At 53.0% G+C, this 16,694-nt stretch carries 13 protein-coding genes; 7 read left to right on the plus strand and 6 right to left on the minus strand.

Annotated elements, in window-relative coordinates; all coding sequences use genetic code 11:
* Positions 1-20: 20 nt before the first annotated feature.
* Positions 21-1,025, plus strand: coding sequence for an NAD(P)H-dependent flavin oxidoreductase (locus ACVKSX_RS09435; protein WP_354438773.1), 1,005 nt, complete (start codon positions 21-23; stop codon positions 1,023-1,025).
* Positions 1,026-1,411: 386 nt separating this feature from the next.
* A complete protein-coding gene (locus tag ACVKSX_RS09440; protein ID WP_254920067.1) occupies positions 1,412-1,546 on the plus strand; it encodes a hypothetical protein in 135 nt (44 codons plus the stop codon).
* A gap of 276 nt (positions 1,547-1,822) precedes the next feature.
* Here the strand turns inward: ACVKSX_RS09440 and ACVKSX_RS09445 are convergent, their stop codons facing one another.
* Positions 1,823-3,136 (minus strand): MFS transporter, encoded by a 1,314-nt coding sequence (locus ACVKSX_RS09445; protein ID WP_354438772.1) that lies wholly within the window; start codon positions 3,134-3,136, stop codon positions 1,823-1,825.
* A gap of 207 nt (positions 3,137-3,343) precedes the next feature.
* Between ACVKSX_RS09445 and ACVKSX_RS09450 the strand changes: the two genes are divergently transcribed.
* On the plus strand, positions 3,344-3,655 hold the full coding sequence (locus ACVKSX_RS09450) for a VF530 family protein (RefSeq protein ID WP_236352528.1): 312 nt from the start codon (positions 3,344-3,346) through the stop codon (positions 3,653-3,655).
* A gap of 73 nt (positions 3,656-3,728) precedes the next feature.
* On the opposite strand, the gene mqo is transcribed toward ACVKSX_RS09450, so the two are convergent.
* Positions 3,729-5,378: a malate dehydrogenase (quinone) gene (mqo, locus tag ACVKSX_RS09455; protein WP_354438770.1), complete on the minus strand. Its 1,650-nt coding sequence runs from the start codon at positions 5,376-5,378 to the stop codon at positions 3,729-3,731.
* Between the two features lie 306 nt (positions 5,379-5,684).
* Here mqo and ACVKSX_RS09460 point away from each other — a divergent pair, with 306 nt between their 5' ends.
* Both ACVKSX_RS09460 and dcuR read left to right on the plus strand, forming a co-directional pair.
* A complete protein-coding gene (locus tag ACVKSX_RS09460; protein WP_029519181.1) occupies positions 5,685-7,319 on the plus strand; it encodes a sensor histidine kinase in 1,635 nt (544 codons plus the stop codon).
* Positions 7,316-8,035 carry a two-component system response regulator DcuR gene (dcuR, locus tag ACVKSX_RS09465; protein ID WP_009093030.1) on the plus strand — a complete coding sequence of 240 codons (720 nt, stop codon included), beginning with the start codon at positions 7,316-7,318 and terminating at the stop codon, positions 8,033-8,035. Before ACVKSX_RS09460 ends, dcuR begins: the two co-directional genes overlap by 4 nt.
* Here the strand turns inward: dcuR and ACVKSX_RS09470 are convergent.
* Positions 8,029-8,991, minus strand: a complete 963-nt coding sequence (locus tag ACVKSX_RS09470) for an FAD:protein FMN transferase (RefSeq protein WP_191914099.1) — start codon at positions 8,989-8,991, stop codon at positions 8,029-8,031. The genes dcuR and ACVKSX_RS09470 overlap by 7 nt on opposite strands.
* Positions 8,992-9,054: 63 nt before the next feature.
* Positions 9,055-11,835 carry a flavocytochrome c gene (locus ACVKSX_RS09475; RefSeq protein ID WP_031592419.1) on the minus strand — a complete coding sequence of 927 codons (2,781 nt, stop codon included), beginning with the start codon at positions 11,833-11,835 and terminating at the stop codon, positions 9,055-9,057.
* A gap of 588 nt (positions 11,836-12,423) precedes the next feature.
* Between ACVKSX_RS09475 and ACVKSX_RS09480 the strand changes: the two genes are divergently transcribed.
* A complete protein-coding gene (locus ACVKSX_RS09480) occupies positions 12,424-13,932 on the plus strand; it encodes an anion permease (RefSeq protein WP_010247273.1) in 1,509 nt (502 codons plus the stop codon).
* A gap of 156 nt (positions 13,933-14,088) precedes the next feature.
* Positions 14,089-15,735, plus strand: coding sequence for a class I fumarate hydratase FumA (fumA, locus tag ACVKSX_RS09485; protein ID WP_022624760.1), 1,647 nt, complete (start codon positions 14,089-14,091; stop codon positions 15,733-15,735).
* Between the two features lie 154 nt (positions 15,736-15,889).
* Here the strand turns inward: fumA and ACVKSX_RS09490 are convergent, their stop codons facing one another.
* Both ACVKSX_RS09490 and ACVKSX_RS09495 read right to left on the minus strand, forming a co-directional pair.
* Positions 15,890-16,321 (minus strand): Shiga toxin A subunit, encoded by a 432-nt coding sequence (locus ACVKSX_RS09490; RefSeq protein WP_242462808.1) that lies wholly within the window; start codon positions 16,319-16,321, stop codon positions 15,890-15,892.
* Positions 16,318-16,686, minus strand: a complete 369-nt coding sequence (locus ACVKSX_RS09495) for a DUF2778 domain-containing protein (RefSeq protein WP_033768483.1) — start codon at positions 16,684-16,686, stop codon at positions 16,318-16,320. Before ACVKSX_RS09495 ends, ACVKSX_RS09490 begins: the two co-directional genes overlap by 4 nt.
* Positions 16,687-16,694 lie beyond the last annotated feature (8 nt).

A 16,694-nucleotide genomic window follows, 5' to 3' on the forward strand; every position in this document is an offset into this window, starting at 1 on the left:
TATCCGGATAAGGAAAAACCATGAAAAACCGTGTGACAGAAATTCTGAATATTCGCTATCCCATTATTCAGGCACCCATGTACTTTCTGACCAATGCAACGTTTGTTGCCGCAGTATCCAACGCAGGCGGATTAGGCATAATTGGCCCCAACGCCGGGCAGGATACATTGCCGGACTCTCGTTTCATGGCGCTGGAGCGCATGCGTGAGCAAATCAGAAAAACCAAACAGCTGACGGATAAACCTTTTGGGGCAACCCTGATCAATGGGCCGGATATGAGTTTCTGGCGGCCAACAGCTGAAATGTTTGTTGAAGAGAAGGTAGAGGTCGTTTTAGTTAATGAAGTGCTTGATGCCGAAATATTCGAATTTCTGAAACAACATCGCATCAAAATCCTTTATCGCGCGCTGACGCCTGACGTTGCCAATTCACAACAGGCCGAAAAACTTGGCGCCGATATCATTGTCGCCACGGGATTTGATGAAGGCGGCACCGTGCCATCACGCATTATCGGAACGTTCAGCATCGTGCCTATGATCGCTGACAGTGTGAAAATTCCGGTGCTGGCGGCAGGCGGCATTGGGGATGTGCGGGGCGTGCGTGCAGCCATGGCGTTAGGTGCAGAAGGCGTCTGGATAGGCAGCCTGTTTTTAACCGCGCAGGAGAACCCGGCGGATGAGAAGGTCAAGCAGCTGATTGTTTCATCGAGCTCAGAAGATCTGCTACTTTTCCGCACCCTGCCCGCTTATTACCGGACATTGCCCACGCCGCTCAGCCCCAGGCTGGCAGAACTTGATGCGCAGGGCGCTGACCGTGAAACCCTGTTCACTGCAATGAATGGCTACCACTCTTTATGGCAGGCGATGCGACTGGGCAATTTTGACAAAGGTGTTGTTTCGACAGGCACCGGCATTTCGATGATCAAATCGGTGCGAACCGTTGCAGCCATCGTCGCCGACCTGGCACAGGATTTCATCACTCAGCCGGAGAAACAGAAATCTGACGACACCGTTCTCAGTCTGTGATCTGTTTAAAGTTAGTGATGTGACCGCCACCAGCGGGATCCGGTTGTCGGATGAGTCCCGACCGGGTCCAGCGTGCTGCCCGCAGCGTTCAGCTGTGGGCCGTTATTCAGCTTTTCCTCTTCGCAGCCTGAAGCCATATATGTTCAACCCTTTTCAGTCAAACAGACACAAGATAAATTAACAGCTTTTATTCCCTCATTTAGATTTCGTTTATTTCAGAATTTGCATGACGCCTTTATTTCAGCAGAGTCTGGAAAACCGCATCGCGATCAATAAATAAAGATCTTACTTCAGCCATAATTAATCAACACTCACGTTAAGTCACTGATAAAAGTGAATAACATATTACAGATAAGAATAGTTTAATTTCACAGGAATTAACGCTTATGCTCCTGCGTAAAATAGTTATCATTCTTCTCGGTATGATTATGGCTGCTGTCATCATTATTGCCGACAACCATGCTCATAAAGTTAATTGCCGGGATCAGGTTTTCAGTTTGCCATCATCGCAAAGTGAATGACCTTGTCTGAATTCTTCTCCCCAGCATCCGCTATGGTTTCAGACCTGTTGGCGGTGTTGATGACGCGAGAAGGTCAGAGACTTTGACCCGGCTGAATCGCTTACGGGATATAACCCCATTACATCGGCCTGAACAGAGCGGCACGTTACGCCGGTGATATTACAACTGCACTTCAGATAAGCAGGCTGGTTTGTTGCCCTTCCCGTCAGACCTGTCAAAAAAGGCTGCATGGCACTTCAGCAGCCTGAATTTCCCGCTCAGCTTACTTACCGACACTTAGCGCGACGGTGGCTCATCCAGCAGCCGCAGGTGGTCATCTTTGTTCAGGGTCATCAGCGCAACAATACTGACCAGCGCAGTCGCCATCACATACCAGGCGGGGATATCGGGATTACCGGTCTGTTTAATCAACCCGGTGATGATCAATCCGGCACAGCCAGAAAACACCGCGTTAGAAAGCGAATAGGCCAGACCCAGTCCGGTATAACGCACCCGCGTCGGGAACATCTCTGCCAGCATCGCAGGTCCCGGTCCGGCCAGCAGCCCAACCACTCCGCCCGCGATAAACACCACCAGCGCTTTCAGCAGCAGCCCGGTGCTCTCTGCCTGAAGTATGTTAAGCAGCGGCAGAGAGAGCACCAGCAGCAATACCGCCGCCGTCAACATCACCGCACGGCGACCGATCCTGTCACTCAGCATCCCGGCCGGAATGATGGTGGCAGCAAAGCCCAGGTTCGATATCACCGCAATCAGCAACGCCTGGTTAAAACCGGTGTGTAGCGATGCCTGCAGGTACGTCGGCATAATCACCAGCCAGGTGTAACCGGCCGCCGACCAGACCATCAGCCGGCAGATACCGAGCAGGATCGTTTTCAGTGTATCGCCAAGGCTGGCGTCAACTTTTGCAACGGGTTTTGCCTGCTGCTGAATAAACGCCGGGGTCTCCTCCATCTGAACCCGCAGCCAGAGCGCGATGACACCCAGCGGCAGAGCAATGAAGAACGGAATGCGCCAGCCCCAGCTCAGCATCTGCTCCGGCGACAGCAGCAATGAGAGCAGCGCCACGATGCCCGCACCAGCCAGTAATCCCAGCGCCACAGTAAAGGATTGCCACGATCCATAAAGGCCCCGCTTACCGCGCGGTGCAAACTCGGTCATCAGCGATACCGCCCCGCCATACTCACCCCCCGCAAACAGGCCCTGCAGAATACGCAGACCGGTCACGATCAGTGGCGCCAGGATGCCCAACCGGGCGTAGGTGGGCACCAGGCCGATAGCCGCCGTCGCCAGCGTCATCATGATCAACACAAAAATCAGCGTGGGTTTGCGCCCGATACGGTCACCCATCCGGCCGAAAATGATTGCTCCGAGTGGACGAAAGAAAAAGGCGATGGCGAATGACGCATAGGTCAGCAGAAGCCCGGTCAGCGCTGACTCCCCTTCCAGCAGGAAAAAGTTCTGCGCTATCACGGTGGCAAGAAAGCCATAGACCGCAAACTCATACCATTCAATGAAATTACCTACCGAACCGGCAATCAGAGCACGTTTACGGCTGGCGGAGCTGAGCAGATTATCGACGGGCACAGACATGGCAGGAGATCCTTTTTGAGCATCATCAGTCGCTTATGATTAGCACAATCGCCGCACGCCTGCGCACTCTTCTGCCTGTCACGTTAACTCAGACACATAAATCTGCGCTTAACGCGCCACGGCACGCCCTTTTTCACCTTCACGCCTTGCACAACGGCTTTACGATTGTCAGGATGTGCGGCATTGAATGAATCAGGCGGATAGATGATGAACGCACAAACCTCAAAAGATCCTCTGCATGGCGTAACGCTGGAGATGCAGATAAACAGTTTAGTCGCGCAGTATGGCTGGGCAGAGCTGGGAAAACGGATCAACATTAACTGCTTTAAAAGCGATCCGAGTGTTAAATCAAGCCTGAAATTTTTGCGGCGCACGCCCTGGGCGCGGGCTGAAGTCGAAGCGCTTTATCTCGCCTCGTTAAAAGAGCAACCGGCCTCCCGCGAAGCACCGTCTGAAGAGGCGGATCAAGCACCCGCAGAAGATCCCTGGGGCAACTGGCGCGGTAACCAGCCGGAGTAACGGGCAGAAAACGCAGCAATAAAAAAGCCCGCGCAGGATAACCTGTGCGGGCTTTTTTTACGTCAGGTCGCTCTTACAGCGCCATGTCGTGCTTCGCTGAAGGCGCTGCCTGCTCTGGCTGTGCTGCTGGCGCTTCGGCTGCTTTGCCATCCATGTTGATAACCGGCGGCGTGGTCAGTTGCAGAGTCGCAGCGGTGTCATTCCATACCTGCTGCAGCATCGGCACGTTGTCATTCAGTTTCTGACCGTAGCCTGGGATCATCTTGTGGATCTTAGCCTGCCATTCCGCTGACTTAAACTCTTCCGGGAACACTTTCTGCATCACGCTTAACGCGATAGGCGCAGCGGTCGATGCACCAGGAGAAGCACCCAGCAATGCCGCCACGGTTTTCTGCTGATCGGTCACAATTTCTGTACCCAGTTTCAGCACGCCACCTTTGTCAGCATCTTTCTTGATGATCTGTACGCGTTGACCAGCCTGAATCAGTTTCCAGTCCTCTTTCTTCGCGTCCGGGTAGTACTCTTTCAGCGCTTCGAAGCGATCTTCTTCTGTCAGCATCACCTGGCCAACCAGGTATTTCACCAGATCGAAGTTATCCATGCCCACGTCGGTCATTGGCACGATGTTATGGGTAGTGGTGGTGCTCAGCAGGTCAAACAGTGAACCATTTTTCAGGAACTTGGTTGAGAAGGTCGCAAACGGTCCAAACAGCACGACGCGTTTGCCATCCAGATAACGGGTATCCAGATGCGGAACGGACATCGGTGGTGCACCGGTAGACGCCTGACCGTAGACTTTCGCCAGGTGACGATCGGCAATCGCCTTGTTTTCGGTTACCAGGAATGAACCGCCGACCGGGAAGCCTGCATAGTTTTCCGCTTCCGGAATGCCGGTTTTCTGCAGTAATTTCAGCGCGCCGCCGCCAGCACCAATAAAGACATATTTCGCGTCAACTGCACGCTCGTTGCCGTTTTTGGCATCTTTAATGGTGACGTGCCATGAGTTATCACCGTTACGTTTGAAATCGGTGACTTCAGACGAGGTTTCCAGACGGAAGTTGTCATTCTTCTTCAGGCTGCCGATCAGCTGACGGGTAATTTCACCGTAGTTTACGTCGGTGCCAACTGGCGTCCAGGTTGCGGCCACTTTCTGCTGAGGATCACGACCTTCCATCACCAGCGGTGCCCACTGCTCGATCTGCTTGTGATCGGTAGAGAACTTCATGCCCTGGAACAGCGCGGTTTTCTGTAACGCCGCATAGCGTTTAGTCAGGAAGTCGACGTTGTCGCCCCAGACGAAGCTCATGTGTGGCGTTGAGTTGATGAAAGAGCGCGGATCGTGCATCACGCCCTCTTTGATCTGCGAACTCCAGAACTGGCGTGAAACCATGAAGGCTTCGTTGATTTCCAGCGCTTTCGTCACGTCGATAGAGCCGTCTTTACGCTCAGGCGTATAGTTCAGCTCCATATTGGCAGAGTGACCGGTACCGGCGTTGTTCCAGCCGTTAGAGGATTCCAGTGCCACACCATCCAGCTTCTCAACCATGATCTGTTTCCACCCAGGCTGCAGCTCTTCCAGCATGGTGCCCATTGAGGCGCTCATGATGCCACCACCAATTAACAGGACGTCGGTTTTTTCTGGTGAAGTTTCAGCATGCAGTGCTGAAGAAACTAACAAGGCCGCGAGGGAAAGAGTGGGGATAACTTTCTTTGAATTCATCATTTTAATCTACAGCTCAGACGGTACTGGTTAAAAAAAGTCCTTAAAGTTTAAAATAATGTTATTTGTGAGTTAATGTGAAAATAGTTATAAAATTAAAAATAGCAATTTAGCCTTAATTTAATTACAAAAGGCTTACCGAATTGCTCACATATTTTAACCACACATTAAGGGTGTCCTTTGAATTATACAATCCCCTAACACAAATATTGTTCTCCGGCGATTGCCCGCGCGCAGACCGCTAAAACTGTACTGATGCGGTCAGTTAGCGTATGTTTCCGGGCGATCTCCCACCCGTGCTGAACGCCAATGACAAGCCAACCACAGAACCGACATGCCGTGACTAAACGACCCATGAAACTCAGTACCCTGACCACCCTGATGATGACTGCGGTTATCGTCACCGTGCTGCTTGCTGTCCATCTGCTCTATTTTGTGCAGATCGATAACTTTGCTCAGTCGCATCTTAAAGATAAGGCGATGGCGGTGGCACGCACTCTGGCAGACAGCCCTGAAGTGCAGCGTGGGTTACTGTTACCGGACGGCAGCAGCCAGATTCAGCCACTGGCTGAAGCCGCGCGCAAACGCAACGGCCTGCTGTTTGTGGTGGTGACGGATATGCGTGGCATTCGCTTTTCACACCCGAACGCGGCGGTGATTGGCAAACATTTTGTCGGCAATGATATCTATCCGGCCCTCAGCGGGCGGGAAAATGTGGCGGTAAATCACGGCGTGCTGGTAGAGGCACTGCGGGTATTTACCCCGGTTTATAACGCAGAGCATCAGCAGATTGGTGTGGTGGCGATCGGCATCGCGCTGAATGATGTGGCGGCGCAGATTGCCAAAAGCCGCTGGAACATCGTCTGGACTGTCTTATTTGGCGGCCTGGTGGGTCTGCTGGGGATTCTTATTCTGGTCAGACGCCTGAAGAGCATATTGCTCGGGCTGGAGCCGCATGAAATCTCCAGCCTGTTCGAGCAGCGTCAGGCGATCCTCAATTCTATTAAGGAGGGTGTGATTGCGGTAGATGATGAGTCACGCGTCAGCCTGATTAACCACGCGGCACAGCAGCTACTGCATGAGACCACCCGCAAGATGCCATTAAGCGGCGATCTGATTGCTGAAGAGAGCGTAATGCACCGCCATCAGCAGGATGCGCTGCATGCGGGCAAAGCCTGGCACGATCAGGAGCTGACGCTGGGTAATCGCATCCTGATCAGCAATACCGTGCCGGTTCGCAGTCGTGACCGCATTATCGGCGCGGTGACCACCTTCAGGGACAAGACCGAAATCAGCCAGCTGATGCAGCGTCTGGACGGCATGGTAAACTATGTAGACGCGTTACGTGAACGTTCCCATGAGTTCATGAACAAGCTGCATGTCATTCTGGGCCTGCTGCATATGAAAAACTATGCGCAGATGGAAGAGTACATCCTGAAAACCGCCAACGCCTATCAGACGGAGATTGGTTCGCTGCTGCAAAAGATCAAATCGCCCATCATTGCGGGTTTCCTGCTCAGCAAAATCAACCGGGTGACCGATGAAGGCCATCAGCTGATTATCGATGAGGCGAGTTTTCTGCCCGACTGCGGCAGCGAGGAGCAGAGCGCGGTATTGATTACGGTGCTGGGCAATTTAATTGAAAATGCGCTTGAGGCGCTGGACCCGGAAACCGAAGGAGAGATCCACCTCATGCTGCATTATCAGAATGGCTGGTTAGCCTGTGAAGTGAGTGATGACGGACCCGGGATCGACGGTACGCAGCTCAGCGCCATTTTTGAGCGTGGCGTCTCGTCAAAAGGCGAAGATCGCGGTGTCGGATTGTTTCTGGTTAAGCAGCAGACCGAAAGCCTGGGCGGCAGTGTCAGTGTCGAGTCGGAACCGGGTGTATTCACCCAATTCTTAGTACAACTTCCGTGGGAGAGAGGAATGATTACCCAATGATCAATGTGTTAGTTGTCGATGATGACGCCATGGTAGCCGAGCTGAATCGCTGTTATATCGGGCAGATCCCAGGCTTTACCTGCTGCGGCACCGCCTCAACCTTACAGCAGGCCAAAGAGCGGCTGGCGCAGGCCGAACCTCAGGTTGATCTGATCCTGCTGGATATCTATATGCAGCAGGAGAACGGTCTCGACCTGTTGCCGGAACTGCGCAGCGCAGGACGTCCGGTTGACGTGATTATTATCTCGTCAGCAGCAGATGCCGCCACCATCAAAACCTCACTCAACTACGGTGTGGTGGATTATCTGATCAAGCCTTTCCAGTTTGCCCGCTTTGAAGAGGCGCTGACTGGCTGGCGACAGAAAAAATCGCTGATGGATAATCATCAGTTCTATCAGCAGTCGGACGTTGATCAGTTGTTGCATGGCAATCCGCCGGGGGCCAGCGAGCAGAAGCGACTGCCGAAAGGATTAACACCGCAGACGCTGCGCACGCTGTGTCTGTGGATCGACGCCCATCCGGGTACCGAGTTCTCCACCGACGAACTGGCAACCGAGGTGAATATCTCTCGCGTCTCCTGCCGCAAGTATCTGATCTGGCTGGCGCAGATTAATATTCTGTTCACCAGCATTCATTATGGGGTCACGGGCCGTCCGGTTTATCGCTATCGCCTGCAGCCGGAGTATCACACTTTACTCAAACAATATTGTCAGTGAACCAGCCGGTAATCGGTGTCCAGTAACTGAAAAGAAAAGTGACGTTGTGACGAGCAGATCACCTGCCTGTCACGGGTCACAAATATCGCTTCAATGCCCGGTTGCTCCGCCAGGCAGGCAATGCCCTGTTCAACGCCGAGGCCATAAAGCAGTGTGGTGTAGATGTCGCCATCCAGTGAACGGTCAGAGATCACGGTGATGCTCAGCAGGTCGTTATCCAGCGGATAACCGCTACGCGGGTCGAGGATGTGGTGATAACAGACGCCATCCAGCTCGAAATAACGCTCATAGATACCGGATGTCACCACCGAGCGATTATTCACCCCGATCACCCCGATCAGCTCATCGGCCTCACCAAATGGTTTTTTCAGGCCGATTGCCCAGCCCGCCTCTTCTGGCGGCGCACCCACTGTCTGCACATTTCCGCCCAGATTAATCAGCGCACTGCTGACCTGCTGCTGGCGCAAGAATGCCTGCACAACATCGGCGATATAGCCCTTGGCGATGGCGCCCAGATCAATCTCCATCCCCGGCCGGGCCAGCATGACACTGCGGCTTGCGTTATCAAGAATAACGTCATGCGGATTCGTCAGCGCCATGCGCGCCTGAAGTTCTGTCTCTGATGGAACACGGTGGCCCTGAAAGCCGATTTTCCAGCACTTCACCAGCGGGCCGATAGCCAGATTAAACAGGCTGTCGGGCAGCAGGCTCACCGCATGCGCGCAGGCGATCAGGTCAAACACCTGCTGACTCACGACCACCGGATGCTGCCCTGCCGCGTGATTAATCGCCATCACTTCCGACGCCCCGCGGTTAACCGTGAAGAGATTCTCCTGCTGTTTAATCAGGCGGAAGACCTGTCCGGCCAGGGTCTGATTATCGTCGAAGAGTTTGAGCAGGATGGGTGAACCCATTAAGACAGCGGAGTAAGCATAGACACGCGCATCAGTTAACATAGGCGACTCTGCTTGAAAAAGAAAAGAGCGGCATCCGCAGAGCGCGGATGCCGGAGACGACCCTTAACGTCGGGCGTAAGCGGCGGCGTTACCACCGGCCAGAATGCCGAAGATAATGATATCGGCGACTGCGTTACCGCCGATGCGGTTCGCGCCGTGGATGCCGCCAACCACCTCGCCACAGGCCCAGGCGCCGTTAATCACCTGTTTCTGGCTGTCCAGCACCGCAGTGGTGGTGTCGATGGTGACGCCGCCCATGGTGTGGTGTACGCCCGGTGCAACACGAATCGCGTAGAACGGCGCTTCACTCAGAGGATGACGCAGCGCGGTCTGACGACCGAAGTCTTCATCTTTCTGCATGATAACGAAGTTGTTGTAACGGGCCAGCGTGGCTTCCAGCGTATGATGCTCACTCATGTTGAGTTTCACCGCCAGTTCTGCCACGGTTGGCGCGCTGACCACAAAGCCTTTGGCGATATATTCGTCAGCCGCTTTGTTATTCATCCGCACCTGCTCGTCAAACACAATCCAGGCACTCTTCTCTGGCAAGGCGATAATCTGCGCCGAGACTTTATCGCGGGTTTCCATTTCGTTGTAGAAGCGCTCACCCGCCTGACTGACCAGGATAGCACCGCCGCCACGAATGGATTCAGAGACCAGATAAGAGGTGGTCTGTTCAACCGTTGGGTGAATCTGGATTTCGCCCATATCCACGGTACCGGCACCAATTTTTTCCAGCATGGCAATACCGCTGCCGGTGGCACCTTTGTGGTTGGTGGTGACAAAGCCATCGAGTTCAGGGCGATATTTCACTACCAGTTCACGGTTCGCACTGAATCCGCCGGTCGCCACAATCACGCTTTTCGCGTTCAGGATACGGCTGTCGTTGTACTCATCGACCACTCTCACACCCGCTACCGCGCCGTTCTCATAGAGGATTTCTGAGACTGAGGTTTCCAGCAGGACTTCGATGTTGCGGCTGTTGATGTTTTTAACCAGACCGCTGATCAGGAAGCCACCCACCGCTGAACGATCCGCCGGACGGTGGGTACGATCGATGCTCATCCCGCCGGTAATGGTGATGTCGTTAAGCTCAATGCCGTGATTCGCCAGCCACTCAATCGCCTCCGGAGCCAGCTCTACAAACTCACGCAGCAGCACCGGATTATTTTTAAACTGACCGCCTTTCAGCGTCTCCTCGTAGAACAGCTCTTTGCTGTCTTCGATGCCTTTGAGTTTCTGGAAACGGGTTTCCGCGGCGTTCATGCCCACTGAAGCTTTAATGGTGTTACCGCCGATGGTCGGCATCTTCTCGATGATGACCACGCGCGCACCTTCATCATGCGCCTGAATCGCCGCCGCAAGACCGGCGCCGCCGCTGCCCACAATCACCACATCGTAATTCTGCGGTGCGTTAGGGTTGCCGCCCTCTTCAATCACATGCTCTTTGCTGGAGGTGGTCAGCGCGCGTGAAACCGCTTTTTTCAGCGCCTCACTCTGGGTAGTCGCACCGGTAATCGCATCGACGTGCGGGCTGTTAGCCACCAGGATGCGGCTACGCAGGCTTTCAAAGGTGGTGGTGAAGTCCACATCCAGGGTGTCATCCGGCACCAGCGAGATGTCGGTGATACGGTCAGTATCCAGCGTGACGTTGATTTTCAGTTTCAGCGCTTCGGCTTCGACTTTTTCCTGATAGACGCCCGCTTTGTATTTACGGCCCGATTCACTCATGTCGCGGATCATCGCATCGACCAGGGAGAAGCGCCACAGCGGTTCCGGGATCTGCAGCTCTTCGCGTTTGTTGCTGTCGATGTAGAGATCGAGGTGTTCGTTATTGATGATGCGGTCAGCCCAGTTCGGGTAAGCGATGCAGGCTTTACCAATCGCCACCAGATCGTAGCCTTTCTCCAGCGCCAGTTCGGCATCGGCTTTATTGACGACGCCGCCAACACCAATCACCGGCACTTTTGCCAGCACAGGCGAACGCATCGCGACGAACTTCTCAATCAGCGGCGTCGGATCCTGGGTATCAACAATTGACGGACGCAGCAGCTGGCCTACCGAGAAATGGACGTAATCGAGTCCGCGCGCCGCCAGTTTTTCCAGCAGATAGAGCGTGTCGTCAAAGCGAATGCCGGGCACTTCGATCTCTTCCGGGGAGAAGCGATAGCCGATGATGAAAGAGTTATGGGCGAAGCGCTCAGCCATCTTGTGGGTGATTTCCAGCACTTCCAGCGGGAAGCGTGCGCGGTTATCGCGGCTGCCGCCCCACTTGTCATCGCGCTGGTTAGAGTTCGGCGAATAGAACTGCTGAATCAGGTAGGTGTTAGCACCATGAATTTCGACGCCATCGAAACCGGCCTTGATGGCGCGGTTCACCGCATCACCAAATTTGGTGATCATGGTTTCGACTTCTTCGGCGCTCAGCGCCAGGGGTTTGGTTGCCCCTTCACGCGGTGCCGCGATGGCGCTTGGCGCAACCGGCGTTTTGCCGCCAATCAGCTCCGGTTCGACCATACGGCCGCCGTGATAGATCTGCAAAATGGCCGTAGAGCCTTCAGATTTAATCGCGTCCGCGATGCGTTTCAGACCAGGAATTTTGTTGTCGCTGTCGATAGCAATGGCACCCGGAAATGCCGGGCCACGGTTGTCAATAAAGCAGCATTCAACGATTACGGTTCCGATGCTGCCTGCACGTGCGCGGTAGTACTCGACCAGCTCACTGGTGACCGTACCGTCATAAAAACCGGTACAGGTGGTCATCGGCGCCATTACCAGTCGGTTTTTCAACACAGCGCCGTTAGGCAGAGTCAATGGATTAAGGATGGGGGTGAGAGATTTCATTGCGATAAACTCCAAGATTTAAAAGTCTGGAAATTTTTTAGCGGACGCAAATTATCGCTTAATTAAGTGGTCCGATGTCATGAGACTAATATACCCTTTTCTTTGCTTTCATAAGCGATAAATTTACTTTTTTAACTTTTAAATGATTTAGAGTTTTTATTTGCCGAATGCATAAAGTGAAGTTATATTAATTGTTAACCATGGGTAACCAAAAATCAACCATTCGTTTACATAAAAAATAAATCGTTTATCATCAAGAAGTTAAATCAGGGCATTCAGTTTGCGTGAGCTGGTGATTTGTCGACCAACTTCACAGAACCGTCAAAATGTCGATGCCGTAAATATAAATAAAAAATAAATGTTAAAAATGGGGAATAATGAATTAATTTCTTTGATCTGGATCAAAATCTATATTTGCAAAAATCGCATCATATTTACATGGATTTAAAAATGCAGCTCAATAGCTAAGCAGTCTATTAAAAAATCAGTGCATCGCGGTTTATTCACACTATTAAGAATAAGAAAGAAAGTCATCAGTGAAGGTCCGGGGCGCAAATCGCATTCTTCTTAACTTGCAGATAAAATACTATGAAACCACTCTCAGCTGTAACTGAACCCCCAAAAGTCGCACCTGCGGCGCCGGGTAAAAAGAAAGCTATCATGCTTGCTCTGCCGGTGCTCGTTGCCGTGTTGCTGTTGCTGGTGCCCACACCAGCCGGACTCGAACCCTACGCCTGGCACTTCTTCGCCATCTTCGTCGGCGTGATTGTCGGATTGATCTTTGAACCCCTGCCAGGCGCGGTGATCGGCCTGACCGGCGTGGTAGTCATCGCGCTGTTCAGCCAGTTTCTGCTCTTCAGCCCGGCTGAACTGGCTAACCCGAAATTCAAAGTCGCCAGTGAGTCGTTCAAATGGGCGGTCAGTGGGTTCGGCAACTCCACGGTCTGGCTGATCTTCGGTGCCTTTATGTTCGCCGCGGGTTATGACAAAACGCAGTTTGGTCGCCGCCTGGCCCTGATTCTGGTGAAGTATCTGGGTCGCCGCAGTCTGACGCTGGGTTATGCTATTACCTTTGCTGATCTGCTTCTTGCGCCCTTCACGCCGTCAAACACCGCGCGCAGTGGCGGTACCATCTACCCGATTATCGCCAACCTGCCGCCGCTTTACGGCTCTAAACCTAACGACCCGAGCGCCCGAAAAATCGGTTCCTATCTGATGTGGGTAGCGATTACCGCGGCCTGTATTACCAGTTCCATGTTCCTCTCTGCGCTGGCACCTAACCTGCTGGCACTGGCACTGGTAAAAAGCATCGTCGGTTTTGATATCTCATGGGGCATGTGGTTCCTGGCCTTCCTGCCGCTGGGTGTGCTGCTGATTCTGACCATGCCGCTGCTGGCTTACTGGTTCTATCCACCTGAAGTTAAAATCAATGATGAAGTGCCGAAATGGGCCATCGCTGAACTGGAAAAACTGGGCAGACTGACCCGCAATGAAATCCTGCTGCTGGTGTTTGTGGTCTGCGCCCTGCTGATGTGGATTTTCGCCACCTCATGGATCGAACCTGCCATGGCTGCGCTGCTGGTGGTCGTTCTGATGTTGTGGACCGGCGTACTGACCTGGAACGACATCACCAGTAATAAACCGGCCTGGAACACCTTTGCCTGGTTCGCCACCCTGGTGGCACTGGCCGATGGTCTGGCCCGTGTCGGCTTTATTACCTGGTTAGGTAAAGAGGGTGGCATGCTGCTGCAGGGTTATGACCCACAGGTTTCGGCCGTGGTGCTGTTAATCGCCTTCTTCCTGCTGCACTACCTGTTTGCCAGTACCACCGCACACACCACCGCGCTGTTACCGGCCATGCTGACCATTGCAGCCTCCATTCCGGGTATCAATATGCCGGTCTTCTGCCTGATGTTGTGTACCTCTCTGGGTGTAATGGGCATCATCACGCCATACGGCACCGGCCCAAGCCCGATTTACTACGGCAGCGGTTATCTGCCTACCAAAGACTACTGGCGTCTGGGAACCATCTTCGGTGCCATCTTCTTAGGCTCCATGATGCTGATTGCCTATCCGTGGATGGTGTGGTTGTTCTGACGGATACAACATGCAGATCAACGCGTTATAAGATACCATTCCTGCACTTCCCCACCGCATCCGCGGTGGGGAAGCATAATAAACAATTAATTCGCCTATGATGTTGCGCCCCGCAGCCTGTCCGCGGAGGTTCAGCCGGTCATTAAGTGAGAAAAAATGTCGAACAAGCCTTTTGTCTATCAGAACCCTTTCCCGCTGTCCCACGAAGATACCGAATACTATCTGCTGAGTCGTGAGCATGTCTCCGTCTCCGAGTTTGAGGGTCAGGAGATCCTTAAAGTCGATCCTCAGGCGCTGACGTTACTGAGCCAGCAGGCGTTCCACGACGCCTCTTTTATGCTGCGTCCGGCCCACCAGCAGCAGGTCGCCTCCATCCTTGATGACCCGGAAGCCAGCGACAATGATAAATATGTCGCCCTGCAGTTTTTAAGGAACTCTGAAATTGCCGCCAAAGGCGTGCTGCCAACCTGTCAGGATACCGGCACCGCGATCATCATGGGCAAAAAGGGCCAGCGCGTCTGGACCGGCGGCGGTGATGAAGCTGCGCTGTCACAGGGTATCTACAACACCTATATCGAAGATAACCTGCGCTATTCGCAGAATGCCGCTCTGGATATGTATAAAGAGGTGAATACCGGCACTAACCTGCCAGCGCAGATCGACCTCTACAGCGTGGATGGCGATGAATATAAGTTCCTCTGTATCGCTAAAGGTGGTGGTTCCGCCAATAAAACCTATCTCTATCAGGAAACCAAAGCGCTGCTGAGCCCGGGCAAGCTGAAAAATTACCTGGTGGATAAGATGCGTACCCTCGGCACCGCAGCCTGTCCGCCCTACCATATTGCGTTTGTCATCGGCGGCACCTCGGCAGAAAGCACCCTGAAAACCGTGAAGCTCGCCTCAACTCACTATTATGACGGGCTGCCCACTGAAGGCAACGAACACGGTCAGGCGTTCCGCGACGTTCAGCTGGAGCAGGAACTGCTGGAAGCGGCGCAGCAGCTCGGTCTGGGTGCGCAGTTTGGCGGCAAATATTTTGCGCACGATATCCGCGTGGTGCGTCTGCCACGTCACGGCGCCTCCTGCCCGATCGGTATGGGCGTCTCCTGCTCGGCTGACCGTAACATCAAAGCGAAGATTAACCGTGAAGGAATCTGGATTGAGAAACTGGAAGCCAACCCAGGCCGCCTGATCCCGGAAGCACTGCGTCAGCAGGGCGAAGGTGAAGCGTTGCAGGTTGATCTCAACCGCCCAATGGAAGAGATTCTGGCGCAACTGTCTGCTTATCCGGTTTCAACCCGCCTGTCACTGACCGGCACTATTATCGTGGCGCGCGATATTGCACATGCAAAACTCAAAGAGCGCATCGATAACGGCGAAGGATTACCGCAGTACATCAAAGATCATCCGGTCTATTACGCTGGTCCGGCGAAAACGCCTGAAGGTTATGCTTCTGGTTCACTCGGCCCGACCACTGCCGGTCGTATGGATTCCTACGTGGATCTGCTGCAGGCGCACGGCGGAAGTAAGATCATGCTGGCCAAGGGCAATCGCAGCCAGCAGGTGACGGATGCCTGTCATAAACATGGCGGCTTCTATCTCGGCAGCATTGGTGGTCCGGCAGCGGTGCTGGCGCAGCAGAGCATCAAAAGTCTGGAATGCGTGGAGTATCCCGAGCTGGGAATGGAAGCGATCTGGAAAATCGAGGTGGAGAACTTCCCTGCCTTTATCCTGGTCGATGACAAAGGTAACGACTTCTTCCAGCACATTGAGCGCGCGCACTGCGCGAAATGCGTTAAGTAACGAAAAAGACCTTTAATCGAACTGCCTCCGAAAGGCAGGACGCAGGAGATTTTAAAAATCTCCCCGGCTAATCAGTTTAAGGTTGGCCGGGGAACTCAACATAAATTCGCAACTCTTTTATCTGACAACTTTTCCCGGGATGGCTAACCCCCCTTCAGAACTCACGGGAAAGTGTCAAATATCCGTTGAATCGGACAGAGCACTCATCGTTATTTAGTATGCTGGAGACAATATATACATTTTTTGCGCCTTTCAGGTTGGTATAGGTGTATTTAACCGTCAGGTTCATTGCGCCGTTATTGTGGTAAATATCGAAGTAATCTTTGAGCAAGAGACCTTTACCTGTTTTAGCGTCTTTCTGCGCAAACTGATGCGCTAACGCATCGGAAACGAGGGAAAGATTTAGCACTTCAACTATTGTTTTATCTCGCTCAATCCCCTTAACACCTTCTTTGGTTATAGCAGATAAGAGCATCTCCTCGGCATAATGACCCCGAGCGGCGCATTCACTGCCAGGTGTATCTGCTGTGTAACCAGCGAACGGTAACAGGGCCAGGGCCAGACTCAGCACATAATGATTAATCACCGCACCACCTCCAGAATTGCGCCGTAATCTTTACTAACCAGTAAGCGTGTTGATGGTCCCATAATTATGCAGCCAGCAGAGGCAAAACCTCTGATGCCGTGGCGTTTGTCTCCGTGCATCCTGAATGTACCCATATCACGATCATAAGCGTTGACGCTGAGCGGAACCAGGGTAATTGTGAGTGGGCCTTTGCTGGTTCCGGCACTGCCGATTCTCCAGGTTCCTCGCGGGATTGGACCCATACCACGAACCTGCTCGCGGTCAGGATTATTTTTGTTTGTAAGAATACCAGAGTAGCCTGTTTCAATTAACTTGCCATCGCGATATAACTCACCCGTACTTTGTTTATAAATCCATTTAGCCATTGTGATTT

It is taken from the genome of Pantoea sp. PvP021 (assembly GCF_054056055.1).